Origin of the sequence: Collinsella sp. LCP21S3_A9, assembly GCF_052118785.1 — a bacterium.
Taxonomy (GTDB): Bacteria; Actinomycetota; Coriobacteriia; order Coriobacteriales; family Coriobacteriaceae; genus Collinsella.
The window spans coordinates 165,189-178,686 of record NZ_JBQKGN010000002.1 but is presented as its reverse complement, the minus strand read 5'-3'; the positions used below and the strand labels follow the sequence as shown (position 1 = coordinate 178,686).

The following is a 13,498-nucleotide window of genomic DNA, read 5'->3' as shown; positions in this document are numbered from 1 at the left end:
CTCTCCTGCATCAAGGGAATCGACACCCTGACGGCCTTCAGGCTCGCAGCCGAGGCGGGCTCCTTCACGAGGTTCCGGACGGCCCCGGCCTTCGCGAGCTGGTGCGGGCTGGTCCCGTCGGAGCGCTCGAGCGGCGAGACCGAGCGGCGCGGCGGGATAACCAAGACGGGCAACCGGCTCGCCAGGACGGCGCTGGTGGAGTCGGCGTGGCACTACCTGACGTGCTCGCCCCGCCCGAAGGCCCCGGCGCCCGGCGCGGACGTCCCCGCGGCGATCCGGGCGCGCGCCGACGACTGCACCGCCAGGCTCTGCCGCCGCCGCGAGGCGCTGGCGGCGGCGGGCAAGAGCCCGTGCAAGGCAAACGCCGCCGTCGCGCGCGAGCTCGCCTGCTGGGTCTGGGAGATCGGGCGCCGGGCGGAGGGGACACTCGGCTGACCCCGTCGGACAACAAGCCTCCCGCCGGGAGGGCCCGCGCCTCGACGCATCGCCGGCGCGCGTTCACGACCCTTTTTTGGGCAGCCCAAGGCAAGGGCCGCGCCCGTGAACAAGACTGGTTTCGGACGAGCGCGCCGGACGGAGAATCGAAATGCGGTGGGGTGCGCGGACATACCGGGCTGACCGCCGGCAGCGCGCCCGCAAGAGCCCGCGGATATTAGCTTGCCAGGCAAGCGTCGACTAAACGTGCAGCGTGCGCGGGCCCTCCCGACGGGAAACGAAAAAGCCCGGTTTAAAACCGGGCTCGAACAAACACGCCTATTGACAATGGCTTTCTCATATTAAAAAGACGGCCAACTTTCGCTGACCGTCTTAACATGCTTTGGTGGGCCGTCAGGGGGTCGAACCCTGGACCTTGGGATTAAGAGTCCCCTGCTCTACCAACTGAGCTAACGACCCAAAGCTAAAGTCCGTAGTAGCGGACTTTAGTGGAGATATCGTGTGGTGGGCCGTCAGGGGGTCGAACCCTGGACCTTGGGATTAAGAGTCCCCTGCTCTACCAACTGAGCTAACGACCCGATATCAACACGAAGCAAGAACTGGGGTGGGTAAAGGGACTCGAACCCTCGACCTACGGGACCACAACCCGTCGCTCTAGCCAACTGAGCTACACCCACCGTGTCCTGTGCGCTTCGCGCTCGACTATTATTGCAAGGAACGCCACGCGACGCAAGCCCCAATTTTCAAGAATTTTGAAAAGAGTTTTTCGGATCTATTTCGAGCAAATCCCACCGGTTCCACAGGAGTAAACTTGCCCCACCCCGATGTTCGAAAGGACAAGCATGAAAGAACTCTCCAATCGCACGGCAACGTTTACCGATTCGGTCATCCGCCGCATGACGCGCATCTCCGATATGTACGGCGCCGTCAACCTCTCGCAGGGCTTCCCCGACTTTGATCCCCCAGCGCAGCTGCTCAAGAGCCTGAACACCATCGCCACCGATCCCAAACCGCTCTACCACCAGTACTCCATCACCTGGGGCTCCCAGGCCATGCGCGAGGCGCTTGCCGCCAAACAGGAGCACTTTATGGGCATGCCGATCGACCCCAACCAGAACATCGTGGTCACTTGCGGCTCCACCGAGGCCATGATGGCTGCCATGATGACGGTCACCAACCCCGGCGACAAGGTCGTCATCTTCTCGCCCTTCTACGAGAACTACGGCGCCGACACAATCCTTTCGGGTGCCGAGCCCATCTACGTGCCGCTCAACCCGCCCACATTCGACTTTGACCGCGAGACACTCGAGGCGGCCTTCCGCGACAACGACCCCAAGGCCATCGTCCTGTGCAACCCTTCCAATCCCTGCGGCAAGGTCTTTACGCGCGAAGAGCTCACCTTTATCGCCGATCTCTGCAAAAAGTACGACGCCTACTGCATCACCGACGAGGTGTACGAGCACATCGTCTACGCGCCCCACGAGCACGTCTATATGGCCACGCTGCCCGGCATGTTCGAGCGCACCATCAGCTGCAGTTCGCTGTCCAAGACGTACTCCATCACCGGCTGGCGTCTGGGCTACACCATCGCCCCGGCCCAGATCACCGAGCGCATCAAGAAGGTCCACGACTTCCTCACTGTGGGTGCCGCCGCTCCCCTGCAGGAAGCCGTCGTCACCGCTCTCAACTTCGACGACAGCTATTACCAGGAGGTCCTCGATCTCTACACAGCCAAGCGCGATCTGTTCTGTCAGGGGCTCGATAGCATTGGTCTTGAGCATAACGTGCCGCAGGGCGCCTACTACGTCATGATGGACATCTCTGAGTTTGGCTATGACAGCGACCTCGACTTCTGCGAGGACCTCGCGTCTAAGGTGGGCGTGGGCGCCGTGCCCGGATCGAGCTTCTTCCGGGAGCCCGTCAACCATCTGATTCGCCTCCACTTTGCCAAGCGAGACGAGACGATTAACGCGGCGCTGGAGAACCTCAAGTCTCTACGCGATAAAATCAAGCCGCGCGGGTAAGAACGGCCCGGCAACTAAAGCACCCAAAGAAGCCCCGCACCGCACGCGCGTTGTGGGGCTTCTTTTTATAGCGCTTTCTTAATTTGTTTAAAGCGCTATACTTTAGTCACGGAGCAACTCGTCCCAGGGGGAGGAATACTATGGCAGAGCAGCAGCTTATCGGAGCGCTCGAGGCCGGCGGCACCAAGATGGTCTGTGCCACGGGCTATGCAGACGGTACGGTTCTGGAGCGTGAGCAGATCGCAACCACGACCCCGCAGGAGACCGTTGAGGCCGTCAACGCATGGTTTGCAAACAAGGGCATCGCCGCGCTGGGCATCGGCGCCTTTGGCCCCACTGCAGTCAACCCTGCCTCGCCCCAATACGGCAAGATCTTGGAGACGCCCAAGACGGCATGGCGCTACTTTGACCTGCTGGGCACCATCCAAAACGAGCTCAATATTCCCTGTGGCTACGACACCGACGTCAACGTCGCCTGCTTGGGCGAGGTCACCTTTGGCTGCGCCCAGGGCCTCACCGACGTGGTGTATCTGACCATCGGCACCGGTGTGGGCGCCGGCGTGCTCTCGGGCGGCCAGCTCGTGCACGGCATGATGCATCCCGAGGCAGGCCACATCCTGGTCACACGCGATCCGCGCGACACCATCGGCGAGCACAGCGGCTGCCCCTTCCACGACAACTGCCTCGAGGGCCTCATCGCAGGCCCCGGCATTAAAAAGCGCTGGGATGGCAAAAGTGCCGGAGACATGGCCGATGACCCGGAGGCCATGGACCTGCTCGCAGGCTACCTGGCACAGGCGCTCATGACCTACACGCTGTGCTATGCGCCGCAAAAGATCATCATCGGCGGCGGCGTAGCCGACCACACCCCCATCGTGCCGCTCGCCCGCAAAAAGTGCGCCGAGATGCTCAACGGCTATATCGTCACGCCCGAGGTCAATGGCATCGACACCTACATTGTCAACAACAGCCTCGAGGGTAAGCAGGGCATCATGGGCTGTCTGGCCCTTGGCGCACAGGCGCTCCAGTAAAGGGTGCACCAACGACACACGGTATTGCCGGGCTCGTATAACGCGCAGACAACGCTATCGCGCCCTGCAGGGCCCCCAAACGCACAAGGCCGCCTAGGACCAAGCGAAACGTCCTAGACGGCCTTTTTGGTGCATACAAGCGATCGAAGGAGATATCGGAGCACGACGCCGGTAGCCGCTCCGCAGCAGTCAATCATCACGTCGGTAATCATACCGGCGCGCCCCGGCACAAATAACTGAATCGTCTCGTCGATTGAGGGGACCAGCAACAGAAAAACCACCGTGGGAAGCAGTCTGTCAAAAGTGCGTCGACCCTCGATATCAAAGGCATGTGTCACCAAAACACCGAGCACCATATACTCGGTAAAGTGTGCGCACTTGCGGACGACAAAGTTGGTTACCCATTCATACGGCAGGCTCAAGCTATGCAAAAACCCGCGGACGTCCTCCATGATCGCCAAGCTCAGTGAGCCAGACCCCGTGCCGGGAACCAGTGAATTGCCCCAGATCAGCAACACCATGGCGCAGGCCGCAACCGCCCACTTACGATCGATCTTAATCATGCAGAACTAGGCCTCGGCACGAAGCGGCGTAAAACTGGCGGTACCGCCCTCGATAACACTCAAATAGGCACGGCCCGTACGCTTGGCGGTAGAGGACTGCAGGCGCTCGATCTCTTCCTCAAGGATCTGATTGACGCGCTCATGGCGACGGTTTTCCATAACGCCGGCGGCGATAGCCTCGGCGCGCTCGATACTCTCGCGCGAGATACGCGCGGTATCCTCGGGAAACACGGAGCTGTGGCGGCCGACATAGACGGGAGCAACCGAGACAGGTGAGGCTGCAGGCGTGGGCATCGGCGCGGGGGCGGGCTCGGCAACCTCGGCCATGATCGCCATGGCGGCGGCCCACATGTCCTCGTGGCCCGAATAATCGGCCATGGGGATATCTTCCTCGAGGGAGGCATCGGGGAGACTGTCGGTATCCACGCGATTCTGGGCATCGATAGAGGCAGTGATGGCGGCGGGCTCGTCCAAATCGGCGAGATCCACACCCTTGGCATCGGAAATGATGGGCATGCTGGCGAGCTTGGCGTTGTACGGCACCGCCTCCGCGGCCTGCATTTGGGCCGAAGCGCCCCAAAGCGAGCTTTCGGCAGCACGACGAGCGGCGATGGTCTCCTCGTCGACAACCAGGGGCTCATCGGCAAAGGGGTCGGCGACAGGAGCCGGCTGAGCTGCGCCCTGCTGGCCGGTCGAAGCGGCCGCCGCGGCAGAGGCGTACGCAGCCGAAGAAGCACCGTTATAGGCGGCATTGTTGGCAGCGTTGGCCACAAGCGCCACGAAAGCTGCAGTGCTGCCCGCAGGAGCGGCATGAGAGCCCGAGACGGCACGTGCGGCAGCAGCGATGTCGTCGCGGTTATAGGAGCCAGTCTTTTCACCGTTTGTGAGCTCGTCAATTGCGACCTGGTAGATATCGCGCGAGCGAGCGGGATCGCAGCTAACCGGCGAATCGTCGTCGAGCATGCTATCGATCATAGCCCAGGCATCGGCCTCGTCCATGGCATTGGCGGCACGGGCGATGGTCGGAACGCCATCATCGGTGTGGCGGCGCTGAAACGCGCCGGTCAGACCGGAGAGAAGCGAAGAGGATTGACCCTGCTCGTCCAAAGTGACAGGAGCAGCAGCCCGGGGAGCGGCCTCCTCCTGCTGAACGGGAATAGAGGCGGTCTTGAACTCGTTGTAGGTCCGACTAAACTGAGCGGCGCCGCCCACGGCATCGGGCTCAAACAGGCGGCCATCGTGCTCCGCACGATACTCAGAGATACCCAGCGAGGCGGCATAGATACCCACGCCGGCCACTGCGCCCACGGCAAAGGGAACAGCACCCGCGACGACCGTCTCGTTGATTGACGAAAACGGCAGTGTAGCGGCATACACGACCACGGGTGCGGCAAGGCCGATCCCGCAGGAAAGTCCGGCAAGGACTGCTCGTTGTGTTGCATCAGAAGAAGCCATGAGCTCTCCCCATCTTCCAGCACCCAAATCGCATCATTCAGTTGGCTGCGCGAGAGAAGATGAAGCGGGGCCTGAGCCCCAAAGCAACGGTATAAGGTTCGTTTCATCTGCGTTTTCCGTCGCGAAGCTTAACTGCTATTATGCGAAACCCCCTTGGGGATTGCAAGCGACGAAGCGGAATTGAAACGGGAAAATCGCTGCTTGCCGGTCGTGAGGTCAATAATCGTTGGCGAGCGGCTATACGAAAAGGGCCAGGATCTAAACCCCGGCCCTTCTGGCATGTCTATGGTTGCTGTCGCGTGCAGCGGACGGACTAGAACATCTGCTCGTAATCGCTGTGCTTTTTGGCCGAACGCACCAAAAATTCCTGGTTGGTATTAGTGCCCTTAAGGCCCTTGATAAACGACGCGGCCGCGCGCTCGGTATTGTTCATGCCGGCGAGGATGCGGCGCAGGCCAAAGACAAACGGACGCATTTGCTCGTCGACCAGCAGGTCCTCGTTGCGCGTGCCCGAGGCAACGGGGTCGATGGCCGGGAAGATGCGGCGGTCGGCCAGATCGCGATCGAGCTTGAGCTCCATGTTGCCGGTGCCCTTGAACTCCTCAAAGATGACCTCGTCCATCTTGGAGCCGGTATCGATAAGGGCGGAAGCAAGGATGGTGAGTGAGCCGCCGTTTTCGATATTGCGGGCAGCACCCAGGAAGCGCTTGGGCGGATACAGGGCCGCCGAATCGACGCCGCCCGAAAGGATGCGGCCCGAGGCGGGCGCCGCCAGGTTGTACGCACGGGCAAGACGCGTGATGGAGTCGAGGACCACCACGACGTCGCCGCCCAACTCCACGATGCGCTTGGCGCGCTCGATGACGAGCTCGGCCACGCGGGTATGGTTGTCGGCGGGCATATCGAAGGTGGAGGCCACGACCTCGCCCTCAATGGAGCGCTGCATATCGGTGACCTCTTCGGGGCGCTCGTCGACGAGCAGGCAGATGAGGTGCACCTCGGGATTGTTGATCGAGATAGACTGGCAGATCTTTTTGAGAATCGTGGTCTTACCGGCCTTGGGCGGTGACACGATCAGGCCACGCTGGCCCTTGCCGATCGGCGACACGATATCGATGGCGCGACCGGTAATGGAATCCTTGCCATGCTCCATGCGCAGCGGCTCATTGGGGTAGACCGGCGTGAGATCGCCGAACTTGGGGCGGTTACGGGCCTGCTCAGGATCAAGACCGTTGACGGTCGTGATTTTGGCGAGACCGGCACGCTTGTCGCCGCCGCGCGAGGGACGAAGCGAACCCTCGATCACGTCGCCCGTGCGCAGACGCGCGGAGCGGATGAGGTAGGCGGGCACGAAGGCGTCGTCATTGGACTTCATGTAGCCGTGGGCATGGATGATGCCGGAGCTGTCCGGGCGAATCTGCAGGATGCCCTTAATATCGCGGAAGCCCTCGGCCTTCGCGGCTGTGGTGTAGATCTCTTCGACGAGCTCGGCCTTCTTCTTGCCGGTCGTCTCGATCTCGAACTCCTTGGCCTTCTCGCGCAGCTCGGCGACCTTCATGGCCGCGAGCTCCTCGCGCGAAAGCGTTGGCTCGGTCGGAGCTGCGTTGCGCTCCTTGTTGCGCTGTTTGCGGTCGCGCTGACGGCTGCGGCGGTCGTTGTTACGATCATCCTTGCGCTCGCTGCGCTCATCGTTGCGCTTGTGCTGACGGCGGTTGGGGCGGGAACCCTCTTCGGCCTCAGCGCTCTCGACGGCAGGCGTCGTGGGCGCATCGGCGGTCGCCGGGGTCTCGCCGTCCGACTTAGCGTCGGACTCGGGCTGTTGCTCAGCATCCCCCTGCTGTTCGGCAGACTTGGTCTTGGAAGATTTCTTGCGCGTGCGCTTGGGCTTCTCGCCTGCCGACCGATCGGCGCCCTCCGTCTCGGGAGTCGTGTCGACACTCACCTCGGTAGACTCAGCTACCGCAGATTCGGCGCCGGACTTCGCCTCTGCCTTAGCTGGGCGTTTGGCTGCGGTGTGACGGCTGCGCCCGGGACGAACGTCGGCAGACTCGGCAGCGGCAGAAACAGCGACCTCAGGAACATCAGCGCCCTCGGCCGAAACCACGACAGCCGCTGTAGGCTCGACGAACGCCGGGGCATCTTGGACAGAAGCCGCGGCAGCGGCCGCCTTCTCCGCCTCGACAAATGCCTTGGGCTTGCGGCCGCGGCGATGCGGGCGCAAAGCAGGATCGACGACAAATGCACCGCCGGCCTCGGCAGGCACGACAGACTCAGCAGAGGAAGCGTCCTCCCCCGCCGCAGAGCGAACCGGGGTCTCGGCGGCATCGAACGAAACCTGCTCGGCAGCCTGCTGGACCTTGGCCGCCGTGCGACGGCGCGTGCGCGGAGCCGGCTTTTCTGCTACCTGCTCGGGAGCCGGAGCCGAAGGCGCCTCGGGGGCGGACGGAGCCGCGAGTTCGGTCAGAGCCGCGGCATCGCGCTCGGCGGCACGACGGCGAGCACGAACAACCTGGGCTTCGCTGATCTGCGCAAGCGCGCGGGCCTGCGCAACCTCATCTGAAAGCGGCGCCAAAACCTCGGCTGAAACCGGACGCTTGGCACGCGTCGTGCGCGTGGTGCGGCGTTTGGGCTTTGCAGCCTCATCGCCATCCGCAGCGGGCTTGGCCACACGACGCGTGCGCTTGGGCTTCACGGGCGCAGCCTCCTCCCCGGTAACAGGTGCGACGGGAACAGGGTTCTCACTCGAAGCCGAGGCAGCGTTCTGGTGTGTCTCGGGGACCGACGCCTGCGACGGTGCGGGTTTCGCGATTTGGTCCAACGCAACCGGTGCAGCGGGAGTGGTTTGTGCCGTGCTTATTTCATTTTCTTGCTGTTGATCAGACACAGTGTTTGCTCAACTTTCTTTTAAAGCCCTGTGATCACATGCTCCCTGCATAAACCTTCAGGGCGGCTAAACAGTCTAGCTCCGTTCAAAACACAACGGGCATCATTGATCTGTATCGAGATGATTGCGTCAAATACGCAGCGTTAGTGTAACACAACCGCCACCACCTGCAACTTAGTCATTGGACGTTCTTATACAACTGGTCAAAAGGGACACTCCCCCTCAAAAGCGCTTCCTCTGTCGCACCAGAGGAGTGAAGCCGTGTCATCCGGAATAGCCGCGCCACGAGACGCGCCTATCTACTACGTTTGACCCGCGATCCCTGACCATCCCCTCGATCTTCCTAAAATCGCAAGCCCGCTACCTGCGGTTTTAATATCGTACTTTTCGGCATGGTTCGGAGTATGCGACTAAACGTAGTAGATAAGCCCGATTCGTGGCGGACGGTTTCGCACCGCTCTCCCACCGGACAAAAATGATCCGTTTTCCTCCGTCCCCAAGGGGTCGTTTTCAAAACGATCGCGGATTACGGTGCAAGAACGGCGTAAGCCAACCATACCCTGCATTTTTAATATTCGGCAAGCCGTCTACCTGCGATTTTATTTTCGCTGCTGTTGCTATGGTCGCCAGTCAGCAATTCAGCCCCGTAAACCGGTATAGTTGCGTTTTTGTAGCATTTTTCAACACGCCAAAAAGCCCCGCCAAACGCAAAAAGCCCGACCTCCGCATGGGAGATCGGGCTTATAGGGCTCAGCAAAGCCAAACCTACACGGTCAAACGACCCGTAGATTACATCTGCTCGGGTGCAGAAACGCCAACGAGGGTGAGCACCAGGGCGAGCGTCACGCGGACGGCGTCACAAGCGGCCAGACGGGCGCGCGAAAGCTCGGGGTCGACGGGACGGCCCTCGCTCGGAAGCACCTGGCAGGCAGCGTAGAAGCTGTGGAAGTCGCCGGCGAGCTCCTCGGCAAAGTGCGTCAGACGGAACGGGGCGCGGTCGCGAGCACAGCTGGCAATGAGGTCGGTGAGCTCGTTGAGCTTACGCGAAAGGGCAAGCTCGGTGGGGTCGGTCAGCAGCGAGTAGTCGACGTTCTCGCCGATGGCCTTAGCGGCGACGGCCTTCATGCCCATCTCGTCAGCCTGCTCGGGCGTAACGTCAGCGGCACGGCGCAGAATGGAGCACACACGAGCGTGAGCGTACTGCACGTAGTAGACCGGGTTGGAGTTATCACGCTTCTTAACGGCCTCGATATCGAAGTCGACCATCTGGTTGGAGCTCTTGGAGATGAGCGTGTAACGGGCGGCGTCGGAGCCGACCTCGTCGACAAGCTCCTGCAGGGTCACCATGGTGCCCTTGCGCTTGGACATACGGACGGGCTTGCCGTTGCGCAGCAGGTTGACGAGCTGGCCCAGCAGAACCTCGAACTTGCCGGGATAGCCAAGAGCGTCGCAGACACAGCGGACGCGGTCGATGTAGCCATGGTGGTCGGCGCCCCAGATGTCGATGACGTGGTCGACGCGCTGGAACTTGTCCCAGTGATAGGCAACGTCGGAGGCGAAGTAGGTGTACTCGCCGTCGGACTTGATCAGAACGCGGTCCTTGTCGTCGCCCAGGTCGGTGGAGCGGAACCACAGAGCGCCGTCCTTGGTGTAGAGGTAGCCCATCTTGTCGAGCTTCTCGAAAGCGCGGTCGACGGCGGAGGTGCCGGCGGTCTCGCCCTCGGTGTCCTTCACGTACAGCGAGCGCTCGGAGAACCAACGATCGAAGTCGCAGTTGACGGCGTGGCAAAGGTCGCGCATGTTGTCGACCATCTTTACGTAGCCGCGCTCGCGGAAGCTCTCCATGCGCTCCTGCGGATCGGCGTCGACCCACTTGTCACCGTCGGTGCGCCAGAACTCGGCGGCCTCGTCGATGATGTAGTCACCGCCGTAGGAGTCCTTGCCCAGAGTCTCGGCAAAGTTGTCCTGATACGGATGGGTCTCGGGATGCTCGTCGTTCTCGTCGGCAACAAAGGCATCGCGGTCGGCAATCAGCAGCTTGTGAGCCTCGTCGATATCCACGCCCTGCTTGGCGATGATGTCGGCAAGCTGCATATAGCGCGTGCTGATGGAGTTGCCGAAGGTGTTCATCTGAGAGCCGTGGTCGTTGATATAGAACTCACGCTGGATATCGTAACCGGCATGGTCCATAACGCGGCAGAGGGAGTCGCCCAGAGCGGCCCAACGGCCATGGCCAATATGCATGGGGCCGACGGGGTTGGCGGAGACAAACTCGACCTGGGTCTTCAGGCCGCCGCCGACGTTGGACTTAGCGAAGTCCATACCCTTCTCGCGAGCCTCGCCGAAGATGGCGTTCTTGACGGCGACGGAGAGGTAGAAGTTGATGAAGCCAGGGCCGGCGATCTCGACCTTCTCGATCGCGGGATCCTCGGGCATATGGGCAACGACGGCCTCGGCGATCTTGCGCGGGGCGCAGTGAGCCAGCTTGGCGGACTTCAGGGCCATGGTGGAGGTCCACTCGCCATGAGAAGTGTCAGCCGGTCGCTCGATAGCGCAATCGTCAAGTTCAAATGCGGAAAGGTCGCCGGCCTCCTGGGCCGCAGCAAGCGCAGCGCGTACCAGCTCTTCAATCTTCTCGGGCATAGATCCTCCTTGTGTTAAAGCCCCCGAGCTCTTGGTCACTCGTAGGGCAAAAGCCAGAGTTTGCAGCACTCTATCACAAGCGGTAACTACTGTCGCAGGGTAAAGTCAATCGATATTGCATATGCACAAAATTGACTACAGCTGTCGCAAGGCCATTCAAAGATGGCGGTCTGCCTGCTGATCGTGCACCCGCCGAAAATGCATAAACATGTGCATGAGCCGGACAGAGTATCGAATACTCTTACCTATCGGATTTGTGTGCTTTTCCTGCATAAAGTAAGGGTTTGCGCACGTCAGCGTGGTATTCTAGACATACGTAAATTCGTATAAGTTGGAGGTAGCATGTTCTCAATCGGTCAACACGTCATTCATCCGGGTCAGGGAGTCTGCACCGTCGTCGGTTTTAGGGAAGACACACCGCAGCCCATGCTGTTGCTCGAGACCAAGCAGGGACATGCGCAGACGATCCTCATGTACCCCGTGGCGCAGGCCGACCGTCTGCATGCCGCCATCTCCGAGCAAGATGCCGAGCACCTACTGAGCCATTACGACGAGCTGGAGTGCGACACCTTTACCGAGCGCAACAGCTCGCTCGAGGAGACGCACTTTAAGCAGCAGCTCAAGCTGGGTGCGCCCGAGACGGTCCGCGTGGCAAAAACCATGATGCACCGTATTCGCCAGGCCGAGGAAGCAGATAAAAAGCCCAGCTCCTACTACATGCGCGTACTCAAGGAAGCCAAGCGCCGCTCCATCGAGGAGATTGCCGTGGCCTTGGGCGTCACCGAGGAAGACGCCGAAGCCCGCCTATCCCAAGCCGCCCTCAACTAACCTGCCAAAAAGGGACAGGTTTATTTTGGCAGGTTTTATCTGGCCAAACGTCAACAAACAATTGGTAAATGGTCGGGTGCTCCGTTTTGTTTGTAAGCCCCGGCCATTTTTCTATCGCTGCGAAAATGCGTGAAGCCCATTTGTGATGACATCACGCGAGGGCCGTCCAGATCGACGCAACCAACGCCCGTATCCGCAACAAGCGCACCCGTCTTGCTCAATTACCATTAAAAAGCATCAATTTGAAAACGCAATAACATTTCGGCAGGTAGCAGCTATAGTCGGTAAACTGAATCTCGACAACCGAAGCCTCCGAATGAGGTATCTTCAGCCCATCCAAGCTAAAGGAGGGGCCATGCCGAGAAAACCTCGTTCAAAGTCACCAACCGGTTATTTCCACGTCACGTTGCGTGGAAACGGAGGGCAATTGCTGTTTGACGATGCCGAGGACCGAATCGCCATGCTTCAGATCCTCGATGCAATCCTCCCCAAACACAATATCGAGCTTATCGCTTGGTGCCTTATGGGAAACCATATTCATTTGGCACGGCAATCGTGCAGAGTGTCGCAGGATGCGCTCCGACGGAACTCAAATCTGTCTCCAAGCCACTTCGCAATGAGGCGATTCTCGCGCTTCGAAAACAAGGGCTAACCGTTAAGCAGGTTCAGCTGCTGACAGGACTCGGAACATGGATTATCAAGAACGCTTCCTAGCGTCGCGTTTACCGAGCTACGGATACGGCGAAGCGCAGCTGCCTGCCGCGAGGCGCCGCCATTCGCAAGCGCCACCACGTTAAACAGAAAACGCTTCCGCTGAATAACGTCCAACGGAAGCGTTTTCCCAGATAAAACCTACCAAAATAAACCTGTCCCTTTTTGGCAGGTTAGGCCTGGAAGGTGTCGCGGTCGGGCGCGAAGGACTGCATGGCCGCGATGGTGCGGTCGAAAAGCTCGGGGAGCTCCCAGCCCAGCATCTCGGCGCCCTGCGTAATCACGTCGCGCGAGCAGCCGGCGGCAAAGCGCTTGTCCTTGAACTTCTTCTTGAGCGACTTGGTCGTAAAGTCCATGACGCTCTTGCTCGGACGCATGATCACGGCAGCCCCAATCAGGCCGGTAAGTTCGTCGCAGGCAAACAGGATCTTTTCCATCTGCAGCTCGGGCTTGGGCAGCGAGGTGTTGAAGTCCGAGGTATGCGTCTGGATGGCGCGGATGAGCTCGGGCGATGCACCCTCGCCCTCGAGGATCTCGGCCGCATAGATGGTGTGGTTCACGGGGTCGTCCTCATGCTCCTCCCAATCCAAGTCGTGCAGCAGTCCGACGATGCCCCAAAACTCCTCGTTCTCGGGGTCGAACTCGCGCGCAAAGTAGCGCATGGTGCCCTCGACCGTCTCACCATGGGTGATGTGGAACGGATCTTTGTTGTGCTCGTTGAGCAGTTCGAACGCACGGTCGCGGGTGATTCCGGCGGAAAGCGTCTGAGACATGGCAATACCTCCAGGTGAGTCGGTGCTAAGACACGGTGTCACTATCGTATATCGCCGCGGCTCAAGCCGAAAGGCAGAAAAGGCATACGGAGAAAAAAGCCGGGCGAACGCGTCGCCCGGCAAAACCGCAGATAAAACCTGCCAAAATAAA

10 protein-coding genes and 3 tRNA genes are annotated in these 13,498 nt (G+C 60.5%); 5 read left to right on the top strand and 8 right to left on the bottom strand.

Annotated elements, in window-relative coordinates:
* The coding region (locus ACTQ05_RS01590; RefSeq protein WP_441083574.1) for a transposase at positions 1-435 on the top strand (435 nt) is incomplete at its 5' end.
* Positions 436-818: 383 nt separating this feature from the next.
* Here ACTQ05_RS01590 and ACTQ05_RS01585 read toward each other — a convergent pair.
* The 3 genes from ACTQ05_RS01585 to ACTQ05_RS01575 form a co-directional block, all read right to left on the bottom strand.
* Positions 819-894, bottom strand: a tRNA-Lys gene (locus ACTQ05_RS01585).
* Between the two features lie 43 nt (positions 895-937).
* Positions 938-1,013, bottom strand: a tRNA-Lys gene (locus ACTQ05_RS01580).
* A 22-nt stretch (positions 1,014-1,035) separates the two neighbouring features.
* A tRNA-His gene (locus ACTQ05_RS01575) sits at positions 1,036-1,112 on the bottom strand.
* Positions 1,113-1,277: 165 nt separating this feature from the next.
* Here ACTQ05_RS01575 and ACTQ05_RS01570 point away from each other — a divergent pair.
* Positions 1,278-2,459 carry a pyridoxal phosphate-dependent aminotransferase gene (locus ACTQ05_RS01570; protein WP_441537810.1) on the top strand — a complete coding sequence of 394 codons (1,182 nt, stop codon included), beginning with the start codon at positions 1,278-1,280 and terminating at the stop codon, positions 2,457-2,459.
* A gap of 140 nt (positions 2,460-2,599) precedes the next feature.
* Entirely contained in the window at positions 2,600-3,490 is an 891-nt protein-coding gene (locus ACTQ05_RS01565) for an ROK family protein (RefSeq protein WP_441537809.1), read from the top strand.
* 113 nt (positions 3,491-3,603) lie between these two features.
* Here ACTQ05_RS01565 and ACTQ05_RS01560 read toward each other — a convergent pair whose 3' ends face one another.
* From ACTQ05_RS01560 to argS, 4 genes are all read right to left on the bottom strand, one after another.
* The gene (locus tag ACTQ05_RS01560; RefSeq protein ID WP_441537808.1) at positions 3,604-4,053 is read right to left on the bottom strand and encodes a VanZ family protein; all 450 of its coding nucleotides are present in this window, start codon (positions 4,051-4,053) and stop codon (positions 3,604-3,606) included.
* Between the two features lie 6 nt (positions 4,054-4,059).
* Complete coding sequence (locus ACTQ05_RS01555; RefSeq protein WP_441537807.1) at positions 4,060-5,508, bottom strand: hypothetical protein; 1,449 nt, start codon at positions 5,506-5,508, stop codon at positions 4,060-4,062.
* Between the two features lie 313 nt (positions 5,509-5,821).
* On the bottom strand, positions 5,822-8,200 hold the full coding sequence (gene rho / locus ACTQ05_RS01550) for a transcription termination factor Rho (protein ID WP_441537806.1): 2,379 nt from the start codon (positions 8,198-8,200) through the stop codon (positions 5,822-5,824).
* Between the two features lie 981 nt (positions 8,201-9,181).
* A complete protein-coding gene (argS, locus tag ACTQ05_RS01545) occupies positions 9,182-11,035 on the bottom strand; it encodes an arginine--tRNA ligase (protein ID WP_427796045.1) in 1,854 nt (617 codons plus the stop codon).
* A 342-nt stretch (positions 11,036-11,377) separates the two neighbouring features.
* Between argS and ACTQ05_RS01540 the strand changes: the two genes are divergently transcribed.
* Both ACTQ05_RS01540 and ACTQ05_RS01535 read left to right on the top strand, forming a co-directional pair.
* A complete protein-coding gene (locus tag ACTQ05_RS01540) occupies positions 11,378-11,863 on the top strand; it encodes a CarD family transcriptional regulator (RefSeq protein WP_441054037.1) in 486 nt (161 codons plus the stop codon).
* Positions 11,864-12,218: 355 nt separating this feature from the next.
* Positions 12,219-12,515 carry a transposase gene (locus tag ACTQ05_RS01535; RefSeq protein WP_441537805.1) on the top strand — a complete coding sequence of 99 codons (297 nt, stop codon included), beginning with the start codon at positions 12,219-12,221 and terminating at the stop codon, positions 12,513-12,515.
* Positions 12,516-12,747: 232 nt separating this feature from the next.
* Here the strand turns inward: ACTQ05_RS01535 and ACTQ05_RS01530 are convergent, their stop codons facing one another.
* Positions 12,748-13,347 (bottom strand): HD domain-containing protein, encoded by a 600-nt coding sequence (locus tag ACTQ05_RS01530; protein WP_427747469.1) that lies wholly within the window; start codon positions 13,345-13,347, stop codon positions 12,748-12,750.
* Positions 13,348-13,498 lie beyond the last annotated feature (151 nt).